This is a genomic window from Lacinutrix sp. WUR7, assembly GCF_016864015.1.
GTDB lineage: Bacteria > Bacteroidota > Bacteroidia > Flavobacteriales > Flavobacteriaceae > Oceanihabitans.
Window position 1 is genome coordinate 503,612 of the sequence record NZ_CP045067.1, and the last position, 25,710, is coordinate 529,321.

27 protein-coding genes and 1 pseudogene are annotated in these 25,710 nt (G+C 33.7%); 24 read left to right on the top strand and 4 right to left on the bottom strand.

Features of this window, described 5'->3' with window-relative positions:
* Positions 1–9 precede the first annotated feature (9 nt).
* From FG167_RS02235 to FG167_RS02300, 14 genes and pseudogenes are all read left to right on the top strand, one after another.
* On the top strand, positions 10–1,104 hold the full coding sequence (locus FG167_RS02235) for a Nif3-like dinuclear metal center hexameric protein (protein ID WP_203461032.1): 1,095 nt from the start codon (positions 10–12) through the stop codon (positions 1,102–1,104).
* A gap of 3 nt (positions 1,105–1,107) precedes the next feature.
* The gene (locus FG167_RS02240; protein ID WP_203459842.1) at positions 1,108–1,887 is read left to right on the top strand and encodes a zinc ribbon domain-containing protein; all 780 of its coding nucleotides are present in this window, start codon (positions 1,108–1,110) and stop codon (positions 1,885–1,887) included.
* A 109-nt stretch (positions 1,888–1,996) separates the two neighbouring features.
* Positions 1,997–2,662, top strand: a complete 666-nt coding sequence (msrA, locus tag FG167_RS02245; RefSeq protein WP_203459843.1) for a peptide-methionine (S)-S-oxide reductase MsrA — start codon at positions 1,997–1,999, stop codon at positions 2,660–2,662.
* 224 nt (positions 2,663–2,886) lie between these two features.
* Entirely contained in the window at positions 2,887–3,612 is a 726-nt protein-coding gene (locus FG167_RS02250; protein WP_203461152.1) for a DUF6090 family protein, read from the top strand.
* Between the two features lie 188 nt (positions 3,613–3,800).
* Complete coding sequence (locus FG167_RS02255) at positions 3,801–4,172, top strand: transposase (protein WP_055434618.1); 372 nt, start codon at positions 3,801–3,803, stop codon at positions 4,170–4,172.
* 26 nt (positions 4,173–4,198) lie between these two features.
* Positions 4,199–5,023: pseudogene (locus FG167_RS02260) on the top strand (IS3 family transposase); the annotation flags it as partial.
* Between the two features lie 329 nt (positions 5,024–5,352).
* Positions 5,353–5,643 carry a hypothetical protein gene (locus FG167_RS02265; protein WP_203459844.1) on the top strand — a complete coding sequence of 97 codons (291 nt, stop codon included), beginning with the start codon at positions 5,353–5,355 and terminating at the stop codon, positions 5,641–5,643.
* A 288-nt stretch (positions 5,644–5,931) separates the two neighbouring features.
* Positions 5,932–6,237: a helix-turn-helix transcriptional regulator gene (locus FG167_RS02270; RefSeq protein WP_203459845.1), complete on the top strand. Its 306-nt coding sequence runs from the start codon at positions 5,932–5,934 to the stop codon at positions 6,235–6,237.
* 51 nt (positions 6,238–6,288) lie between these two features.
* Positions 6,289–6,525 carry a thioredoxin family protein gene (locus FG167_RS02275; RefSeq protein ID WP_203459846.1) on the top strand — a complete coding sequence of 79 codons (237 nt, stop codon included), beginning with the start codon at positions 6,289–6,291 and terminating at the stop codon, positions 6,523–6,525.
* Positions 6,526–6,537: 12 nt separating this feature from the next.
* Entirely contained in the window at positions 6,538–6,945 is a 408-nt protein-coding gene (locus tag FG167_RS02280) for an OsmC family protein (protein ID WP_203459847.1), read from the top strand.
* A complete protein-coding gene (locus FG167_RS02285; protein WP_203459848.1) occupies positions 6,938–7,912 on the top strand; it encodes a permease in 975 nt (324 codons plus the stop codon). Before FG167_RS02280 ends, FG167_RS02285 begins: the two co-directional genes overlap by 8 nt.
* A gap of 58 nt (positions 7,913–7,970) precedes the next feature.
* Positions 7,971–8,168 carry an integrase core domain-containing protein gene (locus tag FG167_RS17490; RefSeq protein WP_203461034.1) on the top strand — a complete coding sequence of 66 codons (198 nt, stop codon included), beginning with the start codon at positions 7,971–7,973 and terminating at the stop codon, positions 8,166–8,168.
* Positions 8,169–8,356: 188 nt separating this feature from the next.
* A complete protein-coding gene (locus FG167_RS02295) occupies positions 8,357–8,632 on the top strand; it encodes a hypothetical protein (protein WP_203459849.1) in 276 nt (91 codons plus the stop codon).
* Positions 8,601–8,900: a hypothetical protein gene (locus tag FG167_RS02300; RefSeq protein WP_203459850.1), complete on the top strand. Its 300-nt coding sequence runs from the start codon at positions 8,601–8,603 to the stop codon at positions 8,898–8,900. The genes FG167_RS02295 and FG167_RS02300 overlap by 32 nt, the downstream gene beginning before the upstream one ends.
* A gap of 100 nt (positions 8,901–9,000) precedes the next feature.
* Here the strand turns inward: FG167_RS02300 and FG167_RS02305 are convergent, their stop codons facing one another.
* Positions 9,001–9,801, bottom strand: a complete 801-nt coding sequence (locus FG167_RS02305) for a bifunctional 2-polyprenyl-6-hydroxyphenol methylase/3-demethylubiquinol 3-O-methyltransferase UbiG (RefSeq protein ID WP_203459851.1) — start codon at positions 9,799–9,801, stop codon at positions 9,001–9,003.
* A gap of 71 nt (positions 9,802–9,872) precedes the next feature.
* On the opposite strand from FG167_RS02305, the gene FG167_RS02310 reads away from it, so the two are divergent.
* The 10 genes from FG167_RS02310 (at position 9,873) to FG167_RS02355 (ending at position 19,759) form a co-directional block, all read left to right on the top strand.
* Positions 9,873–10,538, top strand: a complete 666-nt coding sequence (locus tag FG167_RS02310) for a hypothetical protein (RefSeq protein WP_203459852.1) — start codon at positions 9,873–9,875, stop codon at positions 10,536–10,538.
* 196 nt (positions 10,539–10,734) lie between these two features.
* On the top strand, positions 10,735–12,006 hold the full coding sequence (gene kynU / locus FG167_RS02315; RefSeq protein ID WP_203459853.1) for a kynureninase: 1,272 nt from the start codon (positions 10,735–10,737) through the stop codon (positions 12,004–12,006).
* 262 nt (positions 12,007–12,268) lie between these two features.
* Positions 12,269–13,669, top strand: coding sequence for an NAD(P)/FAD-dependent oxidoreductase (locus FG167_RS02320; RefSeq protein WP_203459854.1), 1,401 nt, complete (start codon positions 12,269–12,271; stop codon positions 13,667–13,669).
* A gap of 266 nt (positions 13,670–13,935) precedes the next feature.
* Positions 13,936–14,367, top strand: coding sequence for a RidA family protein (locus tag FG167_RS02325; RefSeq protein ID WP_203459855.1), 432 nt, complete (start codon positions 13,936–13,938; stop codon positions 14,365–14,367).
* A gap of 79 nt (positions 14,368–14,446) precedes the next feature.
* On the top strand, positions 14,447–15,883 hold the full coding sequence (locus FG167_RS02330; RefSeq protein WP_203459856.1) for an aldehyde dehydrogenase: 1,437 nt from the start codon (positions 14,447–14,449) through the stop codon (positions 15,881–15,883).
* 140 nt (positions 15,884–16,023) lie between these two features.
* The gene (locus tag FG167_RS02335; RefSeq protein WP_203459857.1) at positions 16,024–16,344 is read left to right on the top strand and encodes a GIY-YIG nuclease family protein; all 321 of its coding nucleotides are present in this window, start codon (positions 16,024–16,026) and stop codon (positions 16,342–16,344) included.
* A gap of 92 nt (positions 16,345–16,436) precedes the next feature.
* Entirely contained in the window at positions 16,437–17,219 is a 783-nt protein-coding gene (locus FG167_RS02340; protein WP_203459858.1) for an SDR family oxidoreductase, read from the top strand.
* A 146-nt stretch (positions 17,220–17,365) separates the two neighbouring features.
* Positions 17,366–17,893 (top strand): 3-hydroxyanthranilate 3,4-dioxygenase, encoded by a 528-nt coding sequence (locus tag FG167_RS02345; RefSeq protein WP_203459859.1) that lies wholly within the window; start codon positions 17,366–17,368, stop codon positions 17,891–17,893.
* Between the two features lie 50 nt (positions 17,894–17,943).
* The gene (locus FG167_RS02350) at positions 17,944–19,026 is read left to right on the top strand and encodes an amidohydrolase family protein (RefSeq protein ID WP_203459860.1); all 1,083 of its coding nucleotides are present in this window, start codon (positions 17,944–17,946) and stop codon (positions 19,024–19,026) included.
* Positions 19,027–19,117: 91 nt separating this feature from the next.
* Positions 19,118–19,759 (top strand): O-methyltransferase, encoded by a 642-nt coding sequence (locus FG167_RS02355; protein WP_203461035.1) that lies wholly within the window; start codon positions 19,118–19,120, stop codon positions 19,757–19,759.
* 110 nt (positions 19,760–19,869) lie between these two features.
* Here FG167_RS02355 and FG167_RS02360 read toward each other — a convergent pair whose 3' ends face one another.
* The 3 genes from FG167_RS02360 to FG167_RS02370 are packed head-to-tail and all read right to left on the bottom strand — an operon-like array spanning position 19,870 to position 25,631.
* Positions 19,870–21,891: an OmpA family protein gene (locus FG167_RS02360; protein ID WP_239004430.1), complete on the bottom strand. Its 2,022-nt coding sequence runs from the start codon at positions 21,889–21,891 to the stop codon at positions 19,870–19,872.
* 25 nt (positions 21,892–21,916) lie between these two features.
* Positions 21,917–22,828 (bottom strand): type IX secretion system membrane protein PorP/SprF, encoded by a 912-nt coding sequence (locus FG167_RS02365; RefSeq protein ID WP_203459862.1) that lies wholly within the window; start codon positions 22,826–22,828, stop codon positions 21,917–21,919.
* Between the two features lie 10 nt (positions 22,829–22,838).
* The gene (locus tag FG167_RS02370; protein WP_203459863.1) at positions 22,839–25,631 is read right to left on the bottom strand and encodes a gliding motility-associated C-terminal domain-containing protein; all 2,793 of its coding nucleotides are present in this window, start codon (positions 25,629–25,631) and stop codon (positions 22,839–22,841) included.
* Positions 25,632–25,710 lie beyond the last annotated feature (79 nt).

Sequence of the window (25,710 nt, forward strand, 5' to 3'; positions counted from 1 at the left end):
CTAAAAAACATGATTATTCAAGATGTCATAAATTACCTTGAAGAATTTTCGCCTTTAGCATATGCCGAAGATTTTGATAACGTTGGTTTACTTGTAGGAGACAAAAATACCAAACTCACTGGAGTTCTAGTAACACTAGACACTTTAGAAGAAGTAGTAGATGAAGCAATTAAAGAAAATTGTAATCTTATTGTAAGTTTTCATCCTATTATTTTTAAAGGTTTAAAAAAAATCACAGGAAAAACCTATGTAGAACGGGTAGTTATTAAAGCCATAAAACATGACATTGCTATTTATTCTATGCATACCGCATTAGATAATGCATGGCAAGGTGTGAATAGTATGATTTGCGACCAATTACAACTTAATAATAGAAGCATTTTAATACCGCAAACCCAAAGCATTAAAAAACTAACTACTTTTGTTCCTAATGAACAAGCTGAAAAAGTACGCAAAGCGTTATTTAAGGCAGGAGCAGGAAATATAGGCAACTATAGTAATTGTAGTTTTAATACCAAAGGAGTTGGCACGTATAAAGCCAATGAAAATGCAAATCCTACATTGGGTAAAATAGGAGAAACACATCAAGAAGCAGAAACCCAAATTTCTGTAACTTTTGCAAAACACTCAAAATCCACCATTTTACAGGCCCTTTTTAAAACACATCCTTACGAAGAAGTAGCCTATGAAATAGTCACTTTAGAAAACAATAATCAACATATAGGAATGGGAATGCTTGGCGAACTAGAAAACGCTATGACAGAAGCCGATTTTTTAAAGTATTTAAAAACGAAAATGCAAGCTAGCTGTATTAGACACTCCAATTTACGCAACAAACCAATAAAAAAAGTAGCTGTTTTAGGTGGCTCTGGTAGTTTCGCAATTTCTGCTGCAAAAGCCTCAGGAGCAGATGTATTAGTGACTTCCGACTTAAAATATCACGACTTCTTTTCTGCCGAAAATAGCATTGTTTTAGCAGATATTGGCCATTATGAGAGCGAACAGTACACAAAAAACGGTTTAGTAGCGCATCTTACAAAAAAAATTACTAATTTTGCAGTCGTTTTATCAAAGACAAACACCAATCCTGTTCAATATTTTTAAAGTATGGCAAAAAAGAAAGAAGTAACTGTAGAAGATCGCTTAAGAGCGTTGTATGATTTACAACTCATAGACTCTCGTATAGACGAAATAAGAAATGTACGTGGAGAACTTCCATTAGAAGTTCGCGATTTAGAAGATGAAGTTACTGGTTTAAAGACAAGATTAGAAAAGCTTGAATTAAGCTTAGAAGCTACTAATAATGACATTGACTCAAAAAAGAATTTAATTGAAGAAGCAAAATCTTTAATTAAAAAATATGCTGAGCAACAAAAAAATGTTAGAAATAACAGAGAGTTTAACTCACTGACTAAAGAAGTTGAATTTCAAGAATTAGAAATTCAATTAGCAGACAAGCACATTAAAGAATTTAAAGCGCAAATAGATCAGAAGAAAATAGTAATTTCTGAAAACAAAGATCGTTTGAAAGCTCGCCAAACACATTTAAAGCACAAACAAAGTGAATTAAATGCCATTTTAGCGGAAACAGAAAAAGAAGAAAAAGCGCTGATTAAGAAATCGGATGAATACAAAGAATCTATTGAAGATCGTTTAGTTGCTGCTTACACTAGAATTAGAGTAAATGTAAAAAACGGTTTAGCTGTTGTGCCAATTGAAAGAGGTGCTGCTGGAGGTTCTTACTTTACCATTCCACCACAAGTACAAGTAGAAATTGCTAGTCGTAAAAAAATTATTACCGATGAGCATTCTGGACGTATTTTAGTTGATGCTAATTTAGCTGAAGAACAAAAAGAAAAAATGGAAAAAATGTTTGCAAAACTATAATCCATTTTCAAACTATATTTAAAAGCCTTTACTTTTGTAAGGGCTTTTTTTTTGCTTTATTTTTAAGGAATAACTCTTGTTTCCGACTGAACCCAAAAACCTATATGTTATGAAACTGCACAAAACCTTTTTATTATCCCTCTTACTTATTACTTTATTCAGTTGTAAAAACACAGCACAAGTTAATGAAGACCAACAAGCTGTAATTAACGCAACACCAGTAGAAGTTGCTTTAGAAAACGGAAAAGCCAAAGCATACTTTGCCAGTGGCTGCTTTTGGTGTGTAGAAGCTGTTTTTGAAAGCGTAAAAGGCGTAGACGAATCTATTTCAGGTTATTCTGGCGGACAAACTAAAAACCCTACCTACGAGGCTAGCAACACAGGACGAACAGGTCATGCCGAAGCTGTAGAGATCATTTACAATCCAGAAGTAGTATCCTTTAGTACTTTAGTAGATGTTTATTTTGCATCACAAGACCCAACACAAGTAAATGGTCAAGGTCCGGATAGAGGAAGTCAATATCGTTCTATAATTTTTTATCAAAACGAAGCGCAAAAAGAAATCATCGTAAAGAAAAAAGAAGCATTAGCTAAAAAGTTAGGAAAAACTATTGCAGCAGAAGTATATCCTTTTCAAAAATTTTGGGTTGCCGAAGACTACCATCAAAACTACGAAAGACTACATCCCGAAAATAGATACATTCAAGGTGTTTCTATACCAAGATTAAGACGTTTTCAATCTTTAATGCCCGAAATATTAAAAGAAAAGCATTAGATTTTTTTAAAGCTTATTGAATTTAAAGATATATTACTGACTTTAAAAAAGTGAATTTAAATTTTAATAAACGCTAAATAAATCCATTGCATACAAGCTTGAAAAAATTATCTTTATGGAATAACACTCGCATAAAAACTCCTATATCCGACTTATTTACGGGATAGGATTCATAAATGTGATGATATAGCAAGTTGTGCTTCATTATGACCAACCATTAAACAATGATAAAATTCTTTAGAAAAATAAGATACGACTTGATGGAGAAAAATAAAACTGGAAAGTATTTGAAATATGCTATTGGAGAAATTGTTCTTGTGGTTATTGGAATTTTAATTGCATTGTCTATTAATAACTGGAATGAAACCAGAAAGCAAAAGGGAACTACCAATTCAATTTATTTCATTGTAAAGGAAGATTTGATTAATGATATTTCAGAAATTGATTCATTTTTAAAATATTATGATGAGGTGAGAAAGCCATCTTTTGAAACCGTTTTAAACACAAAACTTACAAAAGAAGACTGGTTAAAAAATCCACAATACATATCTGTAATAGATGGATATAAAGATTTTTCTATAAACCAGCGTGGTTCTGAATTGCTGAAAAATCAATCAGTCCTTATCGTAAATACCGAACAAAACCTAGCTTCTGAAATCAACTTATTCTACAATCAACATATTGTAGAAATAGATGTTTCAATCGAGGAACTATTCCGTCAAAATGTAGAAATAAATAAAAATCTAAAAAAATATGATTGGTTTTCATCTTTATTAATACACAAGGAAATGGAAGGCGTAATAGATTATATTTCTAATAATCCTATTGCAAAAAATGAGATAACATTATATTATTTAGTTTTTGACGTATATGCACAAGAATTGATAAATTTTAGAGAAAACGCAAAAGAATTGATAGTTAAAATCGATAATCAATTAAAAGATAACTAGAAATAACGAAAGCACAACTCCGTATATAATTTATTGCTAGTTCTAGCTTACTTACGAAAATCCTCTCGGATTTTCTATTCGGTTTTTATTTGCTAAATTACGTGCTTAAATACGCAACAAACCATATACAAAACCGTTACAAACAATTTTGACCCGTCCTGAAATAAGGCTACATAATTTTAAACATTATGTATAGAAATGACAAAGTAATTAGACGTTACAGTGAGCCTTTTAAATTAAAAATTTTAGCCGAACTTACAATCGGAAAACACACAAAGAGTGAACTTTGTAAACTCTACTCTATTGCACCTACAACAGTAAACGTGTGGATTAAAAAGTATAATCGTAAAGACTTAATGAACACCAGAGTAAAAGTGGAAACAAAAGACGAAATATCTAGAATAAAAGCACTTCAAAAAGAGGTTGAACAACTTAAAAAACTACTACTTAAAAAGGATCTCGATGCTATGGTACAGGATTGTTATCTTGAAGTAGCAGCTGAAGATCTTGGTTATAAATCAGTTAATGAACTAAAAAAAAAGCTAAGTATAAAGCCTTAAGTAAAGCTAAAAAAAGATCTAAGGGATTTGCTTCTTTAACAACTATAACCCATTGTTTTGGACTTAAACGCAATGCTTATTACAAGCATAAAAACAGAGCTGATAAGCGTTTAAAACTAGAACAACAGATTATAGATATTGTTAGAAAAAGACGCAAATCCCTTCCTAGAGAAGGTGTTCGCAAACTTACCAGGTCCTTAGATAAAGAGTTTGTTAAAGCTAACATTAAAGTAGGTAGAGATACACTATTCAAAGTACTTAGGAAATATAATATGCTTACACTTAGAAAGAAAACCAGTGCTAGAACTACGAACTCTTATCATCGTTTTTATAAATACAATAACATTATAAAAGACCTAGAAGTTACTAGAGCGAACCAAGTTTGGGTATCTGATATCACATACATTAGAACCATAAAGGGCTTTTGTTATCTGGCTTTAATAACAGATATGCATTCCAGAAAAATAGTCGGTTATGACCTAAGTGATAGTTTAGAGTTAAATGGATGTGTAAGAGCGCTTAAGAAGGCAATTTATCAAGCTAAAAACATTAAGCAACTTATTCATCATTCGGATAGAGGAATACAGTATTGTAGCAATGTATACACACAAATTCTTAAAAGAAAAAAGATAGATATTAGTATGACTGAAGAAAATCATTGTTACGAAAACGCAATGGCAGAACGTGTAAATGGAATTTTAAAAGATGAATTTTATTTAGACCAAACCTTTGATAACGTGAGTCACGCAAAGAGAGCTGCAAAAAATGCAATTAATTTGTACAATGAAGTAAGATTACATTTATCTTTAGATTATAAAACACCAAATATGGTATATAAATTATCAGCTTAATTCAATTTTAACCTGTAGCCATATTTCAGGACAAGACATTTAAAAAAAATGACGATCAAGAAGTACATATCGACAATTTTGAACGGAATTTTCATTCTGACAATTCTACTTTATACTCTGGACGAACTGACTTCATTTGAAATTAAGAACCAAACAATAAAGTCATTTACGTATTTGGGAATTATGGTGTGGACTCCCCTGACTTTGCTTTGGAATCTATGGATTTTCAACACAAAAAAACGAAAAATAATTAGCTCTACAATTCCAACTTTGACCTTAATTGGAATTTTAATCATCGGACCTTTAAATCTTGTTTTTTCTGCGTCCGCTTGGAGAACTCAAAAGGTAATTTATCAAAACAGACATTTGAACTTTACAAATTTTGGTATGTCCTTTTAGTGGCATTTGCCATGAAAATTGGAATGTATTTGGAACGTTTTGTGATAATTGTGACCAGTTTTCATCGAGATTATTTACCCAAAAATGGAAAGTCAGCATTAGAAAATAGAAATGTTGAACTAATAGATTTATTCGTATACGGAATTGGAATGATAGCTCTACAAGGTGTGATAATTGCCATTTTAACTTTGGGAATATTTGAAATAGTAAAAAGAAATTAAACTACCCAAACAACGTACATAATTGATCATTTAACTTTAGCCTATTTACTAAATCCCACGCGTATTTCCCTCTCACTTATGGGAAGATTGGTTCGGTTTTCATTTGCAAAGTTACATACTTACACACACCTCTGTTTACAGAAAATCGTAAACCACAATTGGAACCCACTGCACGAACAGCACATTATCGTTTTCGATACACAAATTCTAAGACTCGAAAAAAAAGACTGGATATGACAATTATCATGTTTCCTTTTAAAAACCAATCGTACATTTACGATAGAGGATATGAAAAGAAGCTTAGAGCATATAGACTACAAGGAAGATATAGAAGCATTGGCTAAATTTGCTAAAGCTTTAGGACATCCAACTCGTATTGCCATTTTAAAACATCTTGAAAATCAATCGTGTTGTTTTACAGGAGATTTAGTAGACGTATTGCCAATTTCTCAATCTACAGTTTCACAACATTTAAAGGAATTAAAAAATGCAGGTTTAATTCAAGGCGAATTAAAACCACCAAAAATAAAGTATTGTATTCATCCTGAAAACTGGAAAATTGCAAAAACTTTATTTCAACAATTTTTTGATTGATATTTTTTTTATAATCACATCGCTTATTGCCGATAGACAAATACAAATATTATGAGCAAAGTAATTAAAATTTTAGGAACAGGCTGTCCAAAATGTAAATCCATGACTGGTGTAGTTAAAGATGTGGTTGCTGCAAACCACATAGATGCAACTATTGAAAAAGTAGAAGATATCATGGAAATTATGAAATTTAATGTAATGACAACACCAGCTTTAGTAATAGATGACGTGATTACAATAAAAGGTAGAGTGCCTTCAAAAGATGAAGTATTGGCGCTTTTAAACTAATTCAATCCAACTATGAATTATCATATCCAGGCTTCATCCATTGTAAAGCAAGATGCTACTCTTCATATAAAGCAATCGAATATCGATTTTGGCACCACTTCAAAAACTGCCGAAACCTTGCCAAATCCTGCCGAATTATTTCTAGGTTCTTTTGCTTCCTGCGTACTCAAAAATGTGGAACGATTTTCAACGATGATGAAATTCACCTACACAAAAGCTATAATAGAAGTAAATGCTACTCGTCTTGAAAATCCGCCAAGGATGGAAAACATCCTGTATAATTTGACCATTTATAGCAACGATAAAAAACTCAATAAAGAATTACTTAAAAAGAATATTGAAAAATTTGGTACGATCTATAATACGGTAAAATTGTCTTGTACCATTTCTGGAACGATTAGCACGATTGAAAATGTTTGATTGGTTACAACATTTTGCCGATTGGTTAATCTATTCCATTTTTGGGATTGCTGCGGAAACTAAATTGGGTACATCCCTGAATTTCTTTGTGTATGATACTCTTAAAATCCTCATACTTCTATTTTTTATTGTGTTTTTAATGGGAATTGTAAATGCATATTTCCCTATTGAAAAACTCAAAAATTATTTAAACAAAAAGAAACTTTACGGATTAGAATATTTTTTCTCCGCTGTTTTTGGTGCGGTAACCCCTTTTTGTTCGTGTTCTTCCGTTCCCTTATTTATTGGTTTTGTTCAAGGAGGAATTCCGCTAGGAGTAACTTTTTCTTTTTTAATCACTTCCCCTTTAGTAAATGAAGTTGCTATTGCAATGTTTCTTGGAATGTTTGGTGTAAAAGCTACGCTAATTTATGCTGTTTCAGGTATTGTATTAGGAACCATTGGTGGATGGCTACTTGGCAAACTCAATCTGGAACCTTTACTTTCCGATTGGGTAAAAAAGATTCTAGATAATAAAATGAAACAAACGGAATACGAAGAAGAAAAACGAACTTTCAGCCAACGCTTACCAGAAATCACTCGTGGAGCTTGGGACATTGTAAGAGGTGTTCTTCTTTATGTGATTATAGGTATTACTATTGGCGCAGCTATGCATGGCTATGTTCCAGAAAACTATTTTAATCAATATCTTGGTGGTGGCGAATGGTGGACTGTTCCCCTTGCAGTAATTCTTGCTGTACCTATGTATGCCAATGCAGCGGGAATAGTTCCTGTTATTGAAGTCTTTGTTGCAAAAGGAGTCCCACTAGGTACTGCCATTGCCTTTATGATGGCAACCGTAGGCTTATCCATTCCCGAAGCTACCTTGCTAAAAAAAGTAATGTCATTACGATTAATCGCTATCTTTTTTGGTGTCATTACTATTGCTATCATCTTTTCAGGATTTCTATTTAATATGATTTTATAAAACGAAAAAAAAGGTAGACATTAGTCGAACTGAAGAAAATCATTGCTAAGAAAACAAGATAGTAAGACGCGTAAACGGAATACTAAAAGAAGAATTTTATCTCGATCAAACCTTTGAAAATATAGCACACGCAAAGAGAGCTGCAAAAAGTGCTATTATTTTATACAATGAAGGAAGATTACATTTATCTTTAGACTATAAAACATCAAATATGGTATATCTGCCCGTTCGGCAGGTGAGCAAATTATCAGCGTAAAATCAATTATAACCTGTAACCGTATTTCAGGACTAGACATAAAAACCCAGTTTCAAACAAAAATCAACAAAGCACAAATTCATAGATGAATCCTTATTATGATAACTACATTACATAAAAAAATAAGTTACCATGTTCGTAGAATAGGCATTGATGTTATATCTTGATTTTTAGGAAACAACTGGCTATTGCGTGATCGACCTGGAAAATGTATTTTACTATATCATGGTATCGATTATGTAGGACAGACCGATATCAATGGACGTTTCATTTCGGCACAGCTCTTTGAGAAGCAATTAGATTTTTTACAAACACACTATAACCTTGTTTCGTTGTCTGATTTATTATCCAATAAAACCGACCAAAACCGAATGAATATCGCCATTGTGTTTGATGATGGATATAGAAACAATTTACAACTAGCATTATTTCTTGGACATAGATGGCAACTCCATTTGGCTTAAATTAAAAAATGAAGGGCATTTAGGTGCTATAACTTTTTCCTCAGACACAAATGTTCCTAATTTTTTAAAGACACTAAAGCAAGCGCTGAAAGAATTAGGAATACAAAAACTTTATATTCAACTTTTGGAAGGTACTCCCAACCAAATACTAATGGAAAAGAGTATTCAAAGTTTGGAGTCTTGGCATATTGGTGCAAAAAGTTTTGATGACAGAATTCCTACTAAAAATATTAACTTAGTTTATGGAGATATTGATACTTTTATCTAATACAATAACGGATAATAGCGAAAAATGAGAAGCAAAACTCCTTTAAAACACATTCTAACTAGACCGCTAGCCAGAATAACCATATAAAACAAATAATACATTAAATCTTTGTTGCCTTCAGCTCAAAAATTAAAGGATACAATTTATCTTTAGTAACATACATTCCAGATGCTGTTTTTTCTAAACCTGGCAAAACATCATAAGGAGCTTCATCGTGTTCTTTTAAATATTCAATTTTTAAACCAGCTTCGGTTAATGCATTAATCACTTCGCTTAATCCATGATTCCAACCATATTCTTTGCTTACCATTTTAGACTCTTGATTGGCATAAGTACCTTCGTATTCTTCATAAATAACTTCGTCTTGCATATAGCCATATTTCATAATAGGCTTCTCTTCTAAGTAATCAAACATCCAAACAATGGGATGAAATTCTACCATATAAAACGTTCCTCCTTTATTTAATTTTTCGGCAATCATTTTCCCCCAAGGCTTTAAATCTGGCAACCAACCAATAACACCATAACTGGTAAAAACAATATCAAAAGTTTCCTTTACATATTCGGAAGTATCTAAAACATTACAACAAACAAATCTAGCATTTAGCTTTAATTCATCATTTAACTCTTGTGCTAAAGCCACTCCGCCATCACTTAAATCCACACCAACACAAGTTGCTCCTAGCCTAGACCAACTTAATGTATCTTGTCCAAAATGACACTGTAAATGCAAAAGAGACTTTCCCGAAACATCGCCAAGTGCTTCCGTTTCATAAGACATTAAAGAAGATTTACCGTCTTTAAAAGCTTGCATATTATACATATCGCTTTTAGAATGCACTTTTACTTTATCATTCCATGTTACTTTATTTGCCTTAAAATAATCTTGATTCTTATCCATAATACTAAATTGAATGCCTAAGATAAAACTTCTTATGCAATCTTCTCTATCTTTGTTAAAAACTAGAAAAAATGAAAAACACATTCCTTGTACTCTGTGCGCTTATAACTTTAATTTCTTGTAAAAAGGAAGAAAAAAAAGAAGCTATTAAAGAATTATCTGTAGCAGAAAAAATTGCAAATGCACACGGATTTGAAAACTGGGATAAGATTTCAAAAATAGCTTTCACTTTTAATGTAGATAAAGACAGTACACATTTTGAAAGATCGTGGACCTGGAAACCAAAAACAAATGATGTTCGCTTAATTAGCAATCTTGACACTATTCATTACAATAGAAAAAACGTAGACAGCATTTCTATTAAAGCAGATCAAGGTTTTATAAATGATAAATTCTGGTTGCTTGTACCTTTTCAATTGGTATGGGATAGTGGCACAACCATTTCTGAACCTACGCAAGAAAAAGCACCAATTAGCGAAACCCTTTTAAACAAAATCACACTACTATATGCTAATGAAGGTGGTTACACTCCTGGTGATGCTTACGATTTTTATTATGATGACAATTATATTATTAAAGAATGGATTTATAGAAAAGGTAATGCCAAAGAACCTTCCATGACTACTTCTTTTGAAAATCACAAAGATTTTAATGGTCTTAAGATTGCCTTAGAACATATTAAAAAAGGAGAAAACTGGAACCTTAACCTCACTAATATCCAGGTAGATACCAATTAGTTTTAAAATAAAACATCTAAAACGAATCTCTTACACGTATATATTATACCCTCCGCAATATTAGTATTGCGTCTATATATAAATTAAAAAACGCCTTGTAATACTTTTTTACAAGGCGTTTTTTTGTTCTTCATTTCCAGCTTCATTCCTAAAATAATAATTCTTATTTTTGTTGGAAACCGAAAATCAATCCACATTGTCTAACTACAAACAAGGTCTAGATTACGCAAAGCAACAAGACCAAAACGACCCAATTTCGAATTACAGAGATCAATTCCATATTCCTAAAGATAAGGAAGGCAAGGATTGGTTATATTTTACAGGGAATTCTTTAGGACTTCAACCAAAAGCCACAAAAGAATACATCCAGCAAGAGCTAGAAGATTGGGCTAATTTTGGAGTAGAAGGTCACTTTGAAGCAAAAAATCCTTGGATGCCATATCATGAGTTCTTAACAGAATCTATGGCAAAAGTGGTTGGTGCAAAACCAATTGAAGTAGTTATCATGAATACCTTAACTACCAACTTGCATTTGCTAATGGTAAGTTTTTACCAACCCACAAAAAAGAAATATAAAATTGTAATCGAAAGTGATGCTTTCCCTAGTGATCGCTATGCTGTACAGACGCAATTAGATTTTCATGGTTTTGATGTTAATGAAGGAGTTATAGAATGGAAACCTAGAAAAGGCGAAGAACTTCTTAATATAGAAGATTTAGAAACGATTCTGGAAGAACAAGGAGATGAAATCGCATTATTACTTATTGGAGGTGTGAATTATTACACCGGACAATATTTAGACCTTAAAAAAATAGCAGCGTTAGGGCATGCCAAAAACTGTATGGTTGGTATTGATTTAGCACATGGAGCAGGAAACATACAACCAGAGTTACATGATTCTGGTGTAGATTTTGCCGCTTGGTGTACCTACAAATATCTAAATTCTGGACCAGGAAGTTTAGGCGGACTGTTTGTCCACGAAAAACACGCACACAACAAAGATTTAAAACGATTTGCTGGTTGGTGGAGTCATAATAAAAAAACACGTTTTAATATGCGACAACCATTAGACGTGATTCCTGGAGCCGAAGGTTGGCAACTTAGTAATCCTCCAATTTTATCTATGGCAGCCATTAAAGCGTCTCTAGATATGTTTAATGAAGTAGGAATGGATGCGCTTCGCAAGAAGTCTGAAAAGCTAACAGGTTATTTCGAATTCTTAATTAATGAATTAAATAACGACAAGATTAAAATAATCACACCAACCAACCCTAAAGAACGGGGTTGTCAATTATCTATTCAAGTAAAAGATGCAGATAAAACTTTACATAAAAAATTAACTGAAGCCCATATTATTACCGATTGGCGTGAGCCAGATGTAATACGTTGCGCTCCAGTGCCATTATACAACACTTTTGAAGATGTGTTTAGAATGGTGGAGAAGTTGAAAGAGATATTGAATAAATAATTATGAGTCAAGAAACAAACTATATAATTTAGTCTTGTACCAAATCAATTCGCAGAATTGAACGTCAAGGCGAAGAATAGATGAAGAAAAGCTCCGAAATCAGGAGAACGCAGTTCGACGCGGAGTTTTCAAATCGGTTTTCAGTTTGTAAAACTGAAAAATTCCTTGGCTTGACTGTGATTTTTTGGTTCGTTTTGTATCAAGACAAAATGAACAGAATATTAAAACAAAGGAGATTTCCACCTTCGCGGAAAGAAAAAACATGAGTAATAAAAAAGACAACATACTAATCATTGGAGCTGGACTTTGTGGTTCCCTCCTAGCTTTACGTTTAGCACAACGCGGCTACACCGTAAACGTTTACGAAAGCAGACCAGATTTACGTACCACAGATATTTCTGCAGGCCGTTCTATAAACTTAGCCCTTTCCGATCGTGGTTTAAAAGCCATGCGATTAGCAGGAGTGGAAGACAAAGTAAAACCGCTTTGCATTCCCATGTATGGCAGATTAGTCCATGATATAGAAGGAAACACTTTTCCTTCAAACTATTCTGGAAGAGATAACGAATATATCAACTCCATTTCTAGAGGCGAATTAAATGGATTGCTTTTAACCGAAGCCGATTTATACGATAACCTGACCATTCATTTCAATAAAAAATGTAACGGAATTGATATCGAAAACAACACCGCCAGCTTATACGATTACGAAACAAAAACAGAATTAGTAGTTAAAGGAGATGTTATTTTTGGTACCGATGGCGCAGGATCTTCTCTTAGAAAAAGCTATTATTTAGAGCGTAAATTTTTATTCAGTTATGCGCAAAACTATTTAACACATGGTTATAAAGAGTTAGAGATTCCCGCTTCCGCGGAAGGAAAACACCTTATCAGTAAAGATTATTTACACATTTGGCCAAGAGGTGATTATATGTTAATTGCACTTCCCAATTTAGACGGAAGCTTTACAGTTACATTATTTTTAAGTTACGAAGAAGGAAAATACAATTTCGAAAATCTGACCACAGAAGAAAGCATAAAAGAATTCTTCGCTACGCAATTTCCGGATGCATTAGCATTAATCCCGAATATAGCAGAAGAGTTTGCCAACAACCCAACAGGCGCTTTAGGAACCGTAAAATGTTCGCCATGGCATTATAAAAACAAAAACGTTTTATTAGGAGATGCCGCACATGCTATTGTTCCCTTTTACGGACAAGGAATGAACGCATCCTTTGAAGATGTAACCGTTTTTGATGCTATTTTAGAACAACACGAAGGCGACTGGGAAACCATTTTTAAAGTATACGAAAAAACGAGAAAAGCAGATACCGACGCTATTGCAGATTTAGCAATCGACAATTATTACGAAATGCGTGATCATGTTGCAAATCCTATTTTTAAAGTAAAACGTGCTATTGAAATGGCTTTAGAGAAAGAATTTCCAAACGACTATTTTTCAAAATACTCGATGGTAACTTTTAAAGAAGACATTCCGTATCACACAGCAATGACAAAAGGAAGAGCTCAAGACAAAGCAATTCTAAACCTAATAGCGAATAAAGAAATAGATACCAACGAAGATTTAAAGACTATCTTTAAAAAAGTACAACAAGAAACCGAGGCTATTTTAGAAGATGATAGAATTGCGGGATTGAAATAGTATTATTTGGGCGTTACCACGCTTTGGCGTGGTCAGGCTTTCCGCTTTATCTTTTGTAAAACAAAAGGATATCGCTGCAATCCTTAACGCAAAAAGCATTGTCATTCCTTATCAAGTAAGGAATCCAATAAAAATAATAACTAAAAACACCAATAGAACTGTCATTACGAGGAGCGAAAGCGACGTGGTAATCTCATAAATGGTAATCCAATTATACAGATTGCCGCGATTTAAAAAAATCTCGCAATGACACAAACAAGAATATTATGAGTAAAAAAGATGAGATTCCTGCTTCCGCAGGAACGAAAGTAACACCAAGAGGAGCATATCCGCACGTAAAACAAGTTGGCGATTTCATATTCGTTTCCGGAACCAGTTCACGCAGAGCAGACAATACTATTGCTGGAGTAGATATTATTGACGAAATGGGAACCAAACGTTTAAACGCTGAAGTACAAACGCGTGAGGTTTTAAAAAACATAGACACCAATCTTAAAAAAGTTGGAGCAAGCTTAAAAGACGTGGTAGATGTTACTTCGTTTTTAGTAAACATGAATGATTTTGCTGGTTACAACAAAGCCTACGCTGAATTTTTTGAAAAAGAAACAGGACCAACCAGAACAACCGTTGCAGTTCACCAATTACCACATCCAGATTTAGTAGTGGAGATTAAGGTGATGGCATATGTTGGAAATTAATTTATAAATCTAATGTCTCCTCGAGCGCAGTCGAGAGGTTACTTAAATAGGTCTCGACTGCGCTCGACCAGACAAAAACATGAACATTCAAAACTACATAAACGGAAACTTCCACAATCCAATGCAAGATCATTGGATAGACAACTACAATCCTAGTAACGGAGAAGTGTACGGAAAAATACCAAACTCCTCCAAAGAAGATGTAGAGAACGCATATATCGCTGCAAAAGCGGCTTTTCCGAGTTGGTCACAAACTTCTATAGAAGAGCGTAGTAGAATATTGATAAAGATATCCGAGTTACTAGAAGCCAACTTACAGCGTTTTGCAGAAGCAGAAAGTAAAGACAACGGAAAACCGATTAGCTTAGCAAAAGCAGTAGATATACCAAGAGCAGCAAGTAACTTTCGATTTTTTGGAAATGCCATAACACAGTTTGCTAGTGAAAGCCATGAAAGCATTGGACAAGCTATAAATTACACCTTACGTCAACCCATTGGTGTTGTAGGTTGTATTTCACCTTGGAACCTTCCACTCTATTTATTTACCTGGAAAATTGCTCCAGCAATTGCAGCAGGAAATTGTGTGGTTGCCAAACCAAGCGAAGTAACACCAATGACAGCCTATTTACTAGGTGAGATTTGTAACGAAGCTGGTTTACCAAAAGGTGTTTTGAATATTGTTCATGGTTTAGGAGGATCTACAGGTCAAGCCATTATAGAACATGAAGACATCAAAGCGATTAGTTTTACAGGAGGAACAGCAACAGGAGCACATATTGCAAAAGTAGCTGCTCCAATGTTTAAAAAACTATCGTTAGAATTAGGTGGGAAAAACCCAAATATCATTTTTGCAGATTGTGATTATGACGATATGTTAGACACCACAGTCCGTTCGTCTTTTGCGAATCAAGGCCAGATTTGCTTATGCGGAAGTAGAATCTTTGTAGAAGCTTCTATCTATGAAAAATTCAAGAAAGATTTTGTCGAAAAAATAAAGGCTTTAAAAGTCGGTCATCCATCGGAAGCAACCACAAATATAGGAGCTTTAGTTTCTAAGTCCCATTTAGAAAAAGTAAAAGAATATATAGAAATTGCCAAAACAGAAAACGGAAAAGTGCTTTGTGGCGGAAAAGAAGTGATTGTAAAAGGTTATGAAAATGGTTACTATTTAGAGCCAACCGTTATTGAAGTCCCAACCGACGAATGTCGCGTGAATCAAGAAGAAATTTTCGGACCTGTAGTTACTATCATGCCATTTAATACCGAAGATGAAGTGTTAATCATGGCTAACAAAGTGAAGTATGGTTTATCAGCAACCCTTTGGACGAACAACTTAAAACGCACCATGAAAATGAGTAACCAATTACAAGCAGGAATAGTTTGGGTGAATACTTGGATGATGCGTGATTTACGAACGCCATTTGGAGGTGTAAAAGCTTCTGGTGTTGGACGTGAAGGTGGTTTTGAAGCTTTACGCTTTTTTACCGAAGCGAAGAATGTTTGTATAAAATACTAGTTCCCACGAAAGTGGGAATCTCATGAATTGAAACGAAATGTCTCCTCGAGCGCAGTCGAGAGGTTAATTTTAAAATTCGAATATTAATAACAAAAAGGTCTCGACAATGCTCGACCAGACAAAGAACCAAAAGATTAAAATTGAAAACATATTATGTTTACATATTACAATGTTCAGATAACTTGACGTATACAGGGGTAACCAATAATATTTCTAGACGTTTTGAAGAACATAAAAGAGGTTTAAATAAAAATTGTTTTACTTTTAAACGAAGACCGCTTGAATTGATTTTTTTTCAAGATTTTAATGATATCGAACAAGCAATACATTTTGAAAAGAAAATAAAAAACTGGAGTTCCAAAAAGAAATATGCTTTAGCGAATGGTGAATATGATTTGTTACAAATTTTATCTGAATGTAGAAACGCTAGTCATTCAAAATATAATCTCGATAACGAATAAGGTCTCGACTGCGCTCGACCAGACATTAGAATTAAAATATAAACGAAATGTCTCCTCGAGCGCAGTCGAGAGGTTTCAAAAGAACATAGAACATGAATCTAGACTTAAACAACAAATACGCATTAGTTTGCGGAAGCACAGCAGGAATAGGAAAAGCAACAGCAATAGCATTAGCGGAAGAAGGTGTACAAGTAACCCTTATTGCTAGAAACGAAGACAAATTAAAAGCAACGTTAGTCGAGTTACCTCAGCATAGAAATCACGATTATATTGTGGCTGACTTTTCTAATCCGAAGGACTTAAAAGAAAAAGTGTCAGCCTATGTAAAAGAAAATCATGGTTTTCATGTATTGGTAAATAATACTGGCGGACCAAAAGGCGGACCCGTTTTTTCGGCAGACCTAGATGAATTTGAAAGTGCGTTTACACAACATTTAAAATGTAACCATGTATTGGCACAAGCAGTGGTTCCGTTTATGAAAAGTGAAGGTTATGGTAGAATTATAAATGTCATTTCTACTTCGGTAAAACAACCATTAGACGGACTTGGAGTAAGTAACACGATTCGTGGAGCAGTTGCTAATTGGAGTAAAACCTTAGCAAATGAGCTTGGTCAGTTTGGCATTACCGTAAACAACGTGTTACCAGGAGCTACAGGAACGGATCGTTTAGCGGAAATTATTAAAAACAAATCGGCTAAAACTGGCAACACAGAAGAAGAATCTGCTAATGCTATGAAAAGTGCTGTACCAGCAAAACGTTTTGCAGAACCTGAAGAATTAGCGGATGCGATTACATTTTTAGCGAGTGCACGTGCTGCTTATATTAACGGAATTAATCTTCCGGTAGATGGAGGAAGAACGAAAAGTCTTTAATATCAAACTTGATTTGATATCTTATAAATTGAAAAGTAATTATTAACTTTATACCACTTTGTCATTCCGCACTTGATGGGGAAGCCAAAATAAGAAAAATTATTAAATAGATTCCTGCCTACGCAGGAATAACAAAATATAATACTATGAGTAATTTAGTTTCGCCTTTAAATTTTAAAGCTTGGATTGAAGAAAACAGACACCTTTTAAAGCCACCTGTTGGGAATAAATGTGTTTGGAAGGATGGCGATTTTATCGTGATGGTTGTTGGTGGACCAAATAATAGAAAGGACTATCACTATAATGAAACACCAGAGTTTTTCTACCAATTGGAAGGCGATATGGTGTTAAAAATAATGGATGGAGACACGCCAAAAGATATACATATTAATGAAGGTGACATCTATTTATTACCTCCAAAAGTACCACATTCTCCACAACGAGGTGCAAATACGGTTGGATTAGTAATAGAGTATCCACGTTCTAAAAAAATGAAGGATGCCCTAATATGGTATTGCGAAAATTGTAATACAAAGCTATATAAGAAAAAATTTAAGCTAGACAATATTGAGACGGATATGCCAATAATTTTTGATAAATTTTATAGCAATGAAGCTAAACGTACTTGCAAAAAATGTGGTACGGTAATGCAACCACCAAGTAAAGTAAAATAGATTAAATAAAAACCAACCTTTAAAGATTCCTGACCTCTCAGGACCACATTATGAAACGTAAACTTAGAATTAACGGCCATTCCCACTTACTTCCATATCCTGAAGAAATCCCTCAGTTTATGCAAGACAAAGAGATTTTTTGGGTAGATAAAGACCGAAAATTCATGCTTCAAAAAGATTGGAACAGACCAATTACAGATTCTAGTTTCTTTTTAGATGAAAAACTAGCTTGGATGGAGCGTTTTAAAATTGACCATGCGGTTGTTTTAAACTTATCCCAATTATATGGAAATGGTTTGCGTGTGGAAGAGATGAAGCAAGCGCTAAAATTTCAGAATGATTTTAATGCCAAAGTACAGCGTGAAAACCCAAGTAAATTTACCTGTGGTTTTGTAGTACACCCTGGTTTTGTTCGCGGTGCTTGTTGGGAAATTGAACGTTGTGTAGAAGAATTAGGTTTACGCTTATTATGTTTACCAACACATTACATGGATACTATTGGTACTTGGCGTTGTATTTTTGACGAAGAAAACGAGCCTATTTTTGAATTGGCAAACAAGTATAATTTGGCAGTCGAAATTCATCCTTATGATGGAGAAAAATTTATAAAATTAGAAAATACTTCTTGGCGTTTTCACTTAATCTGGATGCTTGCACAATGTGCAGATGCCTATCACTTTTTAACTTTAAATGGCTACCAAGATAAATATCCGAATATGCGAACTTGTTTTGCACATGGTGGGCAATTAGCTCAAATAAATTTAGGAAGACGTATTCAAGGTTTTGATGGTAGACCCGATTTATTTGAAGGCAAAAGTCACCCAAGAAAAGCGGTTGGCCATAAAAACATCTTTTTTGACACCTTAGTTCATGACACTGGAGGATTAGACTTATTAATAAAAAACCAAGGATCTAAACAGGTAATAATGGGATTAGATGACCCCTATCCTTTAGGAGAAATGGAAAGTGAAAAACAAAGTTCTTATCCTGGTAAAATTTTAGATTTAGCCATAGAGAGACACATTATTACAGAAGCCGAACGTGATGCTATCTGGGAAGATAATGTGATACAATGGTTATGTGGTGATGATCAAGCAGCGAAAGATAAATTAGTAAAACGTATTTTAGGGTAAACGAATAACAATGTCTCCTCGAGCGCAGTCGAGAGGTATTTATATCCCTTATATTAAAAAAGGTCTCGACTGCGCTCGACCAGACAAGATAATGCACTTTTTACCAGAAAAATTAGACGATTACGTGGTTGCACATTCGCAAGAAGAGCCAGAATTACTGCAGCAACTTACACGTGAAACCTATCAGAAAATACTACAACCTATTATGCTTAGTGGCCCGTATCAAGGGCGAGTATTAAGTATGCTCTCTAAACTAATTCGTCCGAAATCTATTTTAGAACTCGGTACTTTTACGGGTTATGCTACTTTATGCTTAGCGGAAGGTTTACAAAAAGAAGGAGAAATAGACACGATTGATGTTAATGAAGAATTAGTAGATTTTCAACGAAAATATTTTGACAAGTCAGGTTATGGTTCACAAATACAGCAACATTTAGGAAGCGCGATCGATATACTTCCTACTTTAGATAAAACCTATGATTTGGTTTTTATTGATGCCGACAAACCTAATTACAGCAACTATTTTCATTTAGTAATTGATAAGCTAAATCCTGGAGGAATTATACTCTCCGACAACGTATTATGGCATGGAAAAGTGGTAGAACCTTTAAAAGATAAAGATATTTCTACTAAGGCTGTTTTAGACTTTAATACGCTTCTTAGAAATGATGATAGAATTGAAACGGTATTGCTACCAATTCGTGATGGATTGACTATTAGTAGAAGAAAATAAGATTCGATAGAAGTATTTTTCACAAACACAATAGAAACTAAAATTAAAAACCGAAGCAGATTTGCTTCGGTTTTTTGTATTTAAAATAAATTGTAATCCTTCCGAATAGCTTAATATTCTATAATTTCAAATTCACTTCGTCTATTTAACTGATGTTCTTCATCGGTACAATTTAGCATCGGACATGGCACAATTGGAGACAACTCACCATAACCTTGGAATTTCATTCGTCTTGCATTTATAAAACCTTCTAATGCGATATAATTTCTGGTTGCTTCTGCACGTCTTTCGGATAAAATCTGATTGTAACGAACCGTTCCTCTACTATCGGTATGCGCACTAATTTTTAAATGAATATCTGGATAGCGTTCTAATTTTGCAGCAAGTGCATCTAAAATAAGCTTAGAATCTGCTCGTATATTCCACATATCAAAATCGAAATAAATAGGTTCTAACTGAAAAAACAACTTTCCGTCTTTTTCTATCACTGGAGGACCTTCTACATCGGTTAGTAATTCAAAACGCTTAGGATCTTCTTCTTTTAAGTTTTTATCGATTCCTTTTTCCGCAATTAAAACCTCTACTGGATCTAATGGTTTTGGTGGTTCTGGAGGCAAAACCGGAGGCAATTTGGTTAAATACAAAACATGTTTTTGGTCTTGCTCTTCTACTACAACAATATTAATTACACCATTTTCATAAGCATCGTTTGTTGCTTTAAGCATATAATTACCCGCTAATAGGTTTTTATTAAAACTAGCAATACTATCTAAAGTATTGGTATAAATTCCATTTCCTTTTTTGTCGGTTAATACCACATTAGCATTAGAAATAAATGCTTTGGTTTCTTTATCTCTAATTTCGAACAGGTTGATATATTCTCTAATAAAAATTTCTCCTATTTGGTTGAAACTATAAATATTATCATCTAACCTATTTCTATTGGAAGCGAAAAAACCTTCCGTTTCATTGTAATAATTTAGGTTAAAATCATCGTATTGCGAGTTAATTGGAGCTCCTAAATTTATAGGTTTGGTGAATGTACCATCTACAAATTCGGAAACAAAATTATCTAATAAACCTAGTCCGAAATGCCCATTAGAAGCAAAAAACAAATTACCTTCATCTGAAATAAAAGGAAAATGTTCTCTGTTTTCAGTATTTATGGTTTCGCCTAAATTCACAGGTTCACCAAAAGTACCATCTACATTTACGGTTACATAGTATACATCGAAGCTTCCGAAACCACCTTCTTGATTGGAAGAAAAATATAGCTTTTTACCATCCGGACTTAAAGCTGGATGTTGGTATGAAAATGCAGGTTTATTAAAATCTAGTTCTTCTAATTCGGACCATTCTCCATTTGTACGCGTTGCAACATATAAATGAATGTTATTGTTCACATTGTCATCAAACTCCTTTTTACCATCATCAAAATTACTTCTGGAAACATATATAGTAGTACCGTCTTTACTAAAACAAAAATTCCCTTCGTGTAATTTAGAATTGATATGCTCTGGCAATAATCTCACCTCCCCAATCATTTCATTTTTATCGGATACGGAAACCGCGTAGATATCTAAAAACGGTTGGTGTGTCCATTTATATTTTTTTGGTAGCAGTTGCTTATTATCTCTATCAGAAGTGAAATACACTTCATCCTTTAACTTTACAGCACCAAAATCGGACGCAGGTGAATTAAACGAAGCTAACTTTACGGTATAGTCGGCATTCTTTAGTTTGAAAGCTTCAATAGTTTCAATTGCTTCGGCTTTATTAAGGGAAGCAGATAGATTTTCTTTATATAATTTGAAATAATCTAGACCTGTTTCATAATCCCCTAAAACAGATAAAACTTGGTATAACTTAAAGTTAAATTCGTTATCATAAGATTTATCTTTTTCTCCGAATTTTCCATTTACCAGTTGTTTTAAATAACGGGATGCATTGCGATATTGAAAGGTATTATAATAAGAAACCGAAATATTTTCTAAGGCCTTTTTATGATACTCTTTTGCTAGTTCTTCTTCATAATACTTAGCAGCATTGGTATAATCCCCTTTTTCAAAAAAGCGATCTGCTCTTGTTTTTTGTTGCGAAAATGACGTTTGTGCTACAAGTAACAAAGTCATTAGTATAACTATTTTCTTCAGCATATTAATAGAATCTAGGAGATGAATATTTTTTACTTAAACCGAGCACATCAAACCTATAGGTTAATAGAAACTCATGACTGCCATTATTATACGTTTTTAATGCACTCGTATTAAAATCATACGCATAACCGATTCTTAAATCTTGCAATACTTCAATTCCTGCCATTGCAGTAATAGCGTCTTGGTATCTATAAGAAACCCCTAATTCGAATTTCTCTTTAAATAGTGCATTTGCAGAAATATCAAAGGATAAAGGAGCGCCAGCAGTCTGCTTAACAACGGTGGAAGGTTTTAGTTTTAAATCGTCATTAATATCAAACACATAACCCGCGATTAAAAAGAGGTGCATTTTGTTTTGATATTGCACTTCATCATTGGCATCTATTTCATTTGGAAGTAAATTTGGTGCAGACAACCCAACATAGTATTTTTCTTGAAAAAGAAATACTCCTGCTCCAATATTAAGCACTGTCTTCTTGGTATTAGCAAACAAAGGATCACCACTTACATTACTTTCATTAAAACTAGTACTTAAATGATCAAAACCAGCTTTCATACCAAAAGATAAATCTAAGGTTTCATTAATTTTCATCTTATAAGCTGCATCTACATTAAACACATTTTCTGTTTGTTTAATATTTTGTCCAATCTCATCATTTAGATAGTTGATGCTTATTTCTATTCTATCGCTTAACGGAATATTAGCAAATACATTTCCTGTTTTTGGTGCACCATCGATACCAACCCATTGTGAACGATACAAAGCACCAACCTCAACTAGGCCAGGTTCGTTAATCATATACGCAGGATTTATAATATTCATGTTGTACATGTACTGTGTATAATGTGGTTCTTGTTGCGCGTAAAGAGATGCACTACATAACAACATTATGATATATATTTTTAATTTCATGCTATATAAATTATCTACTTAAATAAACGTTTCCTTGAAAAGGCGCGGTATTACCATCTTTAGGGTTAAACACATAGAAATAAATACCCGATGGTAAAGCATCGCCTAATGTTAGTGACACATTAGATGTTCCATCAAAAAGAGGTGTATTTTTATTTCCTTTAAAAACTATTGTTCCATATCTGTTAAATATTTCAATTTCATAATTTGGAAATACTTCAGGTAGATTACATAAATCTAGTACTTCATTTTCATTATCATCATTATCTGAAATTCCGTCATTGATAATACAATCGTCACAAGAAGGATCATTAAGCGCTAATAAGGAAACTGTAATTGGAGTTCTTCTAGATTCACATCCATTAGCATCTACTAAAGAAACATGATAATCTTCTCCATTTATTAATAATTCGTCTTCCGACAAAATTGTTGTAGAGGTTGCTGTATCATACCAATTAAAATCAAAACCAGAACTATCCACTTCTAAGTCTGCAATTTTAGCAGCATCAATAAGGCAGAATATTTGGTTTTGAGCAGAAGGCGCATCCACATCAATAATACTTACCATGATGTTTGCTGCAGCTACAGTACATACTGGGCTTCCTTGAATTTGATATTCAAAATTATAAGTACCCACATTAAAGTTAGACACATCCACAACAGTACCAGTTAGCGCATTTGTATTATCTGTATCTATAAACGTTCCGCCTAAATCTGCCAAAGGATCTAATAAATCTAAAAGATCTATCTGTGCATCAGAACGACACAAGGTGGTTTGCATATTACTTCCTGCATTCGCATTTTGTGTAATATTAACAGTAACTATTGCTTGATTTCCGGGACAAATAACGTCAGCACCATTTCCATTATCAGGAACGGTATAGGTATAATCTCCAGTCTCAAAAGTAGCAGGATCAAAATTCACATTGTTTGTTGTTGCAGTAAATCCGTTTGGTCCAGACCAAGTTCCGTTGGTGTTTGGATTTCCTGTTAAAGCATCAAATAAATTAAATGCTGTACTATCATTACATATATCTAAAGTGGTACTAATTCCGGATTGATACTCTTCATAAACTAGAAAAGATAAATCTGCGGTATCCTCACAATTATTTTCGGTGGTAGTATTGTATACAAAATTAAAAGTTTGTTGTCCGTTAATTTCTGGAACTGTAAATGGATTAGCAATTAGATTTCCGGAATCTGCATCTAGCCAGTTTCCTAAATCACCTACATAAATAGGATCATCAACACCATTGGTAGTTAATAAGCTGATTAAATCTATAGGACTAGTAATGCTGGACTCGCAAAACTCTAAAACACCTGTATCTTCTCCAGCATAATTTTTTGGGTGAATAATTATGGTTACTTGAGCCGTTTCAGACTGACAAGGATGCGCGATATCTATTGATGAAGCACAACCATCTGGTGTTTCATAAATTGTTTCTGGTGTTCCCACTGGACAATTATAGTCTGACGAAACATCAAACTGAAAGGTATATGTTCCTGCATCTGCATTGGTTAAATCGGACAAACAAATAGTTCCCGAAGAAGTATTCACCGGATATGCTCCACAAGGGCTACCTATGTTATCATTTAAACCTAAATGTGAAGGTCCGGAAACTAAAGACCAAGTGACACCTTCATCATTAGGATAATCATACAGCACGCCGTTTTCGGTTGTAAAACCTAGCAAACTATATAAGTTAAAAGTACTTATACTTTCGTCACCAACACAAAATTCTGGAGTTGGATCTACTTGTGAAAAAGGTCTTATATACTCGAAAAAAGTAAAACTTACCGTACTTGTTTTATCGGTACAAACGGGCGAACGACTTTCCACAAAATAGGAAAAATCATAGGTTTCACATCCGAATCGCTGATTGCTTTGGTATAAATCATTGTATAGTACACTTAGGTCTATAATAGAATCTCCTGGTCCAGAAAGTTGTCCTGTAGGATCATCTCCGTTTAACCATATACCTTCTATGTCTTCATTTACTAGGTAAGCATCATCTCGTAAATCTATAACCCCGTAATTACCTGCAATCAATTCTGTTTCACAAATATTAAAAATATTTGCCGCTCCAGAAAACACTTCTCGAATAACAGAAATTTTAACTCGTGTTTCTGCCAAAGGACTAGTACACGGAGTAATACCCGGAACGGTATATACTAGCTCAAAAGTTTCTTCATCTACCAAAGGAACCCCTGGCTGGTATGGTACATCTGCCAGAAAAGTACTCCCTTCTATTCCAAGAAAATTAGGACTAGAACCTTCATAAGACCAAACTCCATTTGTATGTGCGCTTGGTATAGATAAGAGCGCTTGATTTAAATCGAACATGGTTGTTGATCCACATGGATCGATACCTTCATCACAAATTTCAACATTAACATCGTTGCTTCCTACTGTAGGAACAGCAAAACCAGAAAAAGGTCCTAAAATCACATTTATAGTTAATGCGATATTATCTGTACCACAAGTTGCGTTTGTAAGTTGAAACTGATAATCTGTGTTTGCTTCTGAAGCATTATCTAAATCCCACAAATAAAGGTCTCCAGTACTATTATCTAACGCAAAATTAAATCCGGGATCAAACCAAGTACCCTGTTGGATTGTATTTCCTGTTAAATTTGTGTATTCTTCATACAGATTAATAACACCATCTAAAGTGCCATCATTATTACCATCTATTTGTGTCATTTCACAAATAATTATGGTTTCTTCTAAATTACATTGCGCTTGAATTTTAGCAAAAGAAGATACGAGTATAGCAAAAGCTATATATTTAAAAATATTCAATTTGGTTTCGTTTAATTTTGCGCAAGATAATTAATACAAATCAAGAACAAGGTTATTAATTTTCATCTAATCAACAGTA

What these genes read in the sequence shown, in the direction of transcription:
- FG167_RS02325 (WP_203459855.1), top strand. Translation starts at nt 13,936, where the DNA reads ATGAGTAAAAAAGATGAGATTCCTGCTTCCGCAGGAACGAAAGTAACA.
- FG167_RS02235 (WP_203461032.1), top strand. Translation starts at nt 10, where the DNA reads ATGATTATTCAAGATGTCATAAATTACCTTGAAGAATTTTCGCCTTTA.
- msrA (WP_203459843.1), top strand. Translation starts at nt 1,997, where the DNA reads ATGAAACTGCACAAAACCTTTTTATTATCCCTCTTACTTATTACTTTA.
- FG167_RS02360 (WP_239004430.1), bottom strand. Translation starts at nt 21,891, where the DNA reads ATGACTTTGTTACTTGTAGCACAAACGTCATTTTCGCAACAAAAAACA.
- FG167_RS02320 (WP_203459854.1), top strand. Translation starts at nt 12,269, where the DNA reads ATGAGTAATAAAAAAGACAACATACTAATCATTGGAGCTGGACTTTGT.
- FG167_RS02255 (WP_055434618.1), top strand. Translation starts at nt 3,801, where the DNA reads ATGTATAGAAATGACAAAGTAATTAGACGTTACAGTGAGCCTTTTAAA.
- FG167_RS02275 (WP_203459846.1), top strand. Translation starts at nt 6,289, where the DNA reads ATGAGCAAAGTAATTAAAATTTTAGGAACAGGCTGTCCAAAATGTAAA.
- FG167_RS02285 (WP_203459848.1), top strand. Translation starts at nt 6,938, where the DNA reads ATGTTTGATTGGTTACAACATTTTGCCGATTGGTTAATCTATTCCATT.
- FG167_RS02365 (WP_203459862.1), bottom strand. Translation starts at nt 22,828, where the DNA reads ATGAAATTAAAAATATATATCATAATGTTGTTATGTAGTGCATCTCTT.
- FG167_RS02350 (WP_203459860.1), top strand. Translation starts at nt 17,944, where the DNA reads ATGAAACGTAAACTTAGAATTAACGGCCATTCCCACTTACTTCCATAT.
- FG167_RS02355 (WP_203461035.1), top strand. Translation starts at nt 19,118, where the DNA reads ATGCACTTTTTACCAGAAAAATTAGACGATTACGTGGTTGCACATTCG.
- FG167_RS02270 (WP_203459845.1), top strand. Translation starts at nt 5,932, where the DNA reads ATGAAAAGAAGCTTAGAGCATATAGACTACAAGGAAGATATAGAAGCA.
- FG167_RS02340 (WP_203459858.1), top strand. Translation starts at nt 16,437, where the DNA reads ATGAATCTAGACTTAAACAACAAATACGCATTAGTTTGCGGAAGCACA.
- FG167_RS02345 (WP_203459859.1), top strand. Translation starts at nt 17,366, where the DNA reads ATGAGTAATTTAGTTTCGCCTTTAAATTTTAAAGCTTGGATTGAAGAA.
- FG167_RS02310 (WP_203459852.1), top strand. Translation starts at nt 9,873, where the DNA reads ATGAAAAACACATTCCTTGTACTCTGTGCGCTTATAACTTTAATTTCT.
- FG167_RS02280 (WP_203459847.1), top strand. Translation starts at nt 6,538, where the DNA reads ATGAATTATCATATCCAGGCTTCATCCATTGTAAAGCAAGATGCTACT.
- FG167_RS02240 (WP_203459842.1), top strand. Translation starts at nt 1,108, where the DNA reads ATGGCAAAAAAGAAAGAAGTAACTGTAGAAGATCGCTTAAGAGCGTTG.
- FG167_RS02330 (WP_203459856.1), top strand. Translation starts at nt 14,447, where the DNA reads ATGAACATTCAAAACTACATAAACGGAAACTTCCACAATCCAATGCAA.
- FG167_RS02305 (WP_203459851.1), bottom strand. Translation starts at nt 9,801, where the DNA reads ATGGATAAGAATCAAGATTATTTTAAGGCAAATAAAGTAACATGGAAT.
- FG167_RS02250 (WP_203461152.1), top strand. Translation starts at nt 2,887, where the DNA reads ATGATAAAATTCTTTAGAAAAATAAGATACGACTTGATGGAGAAAAAT.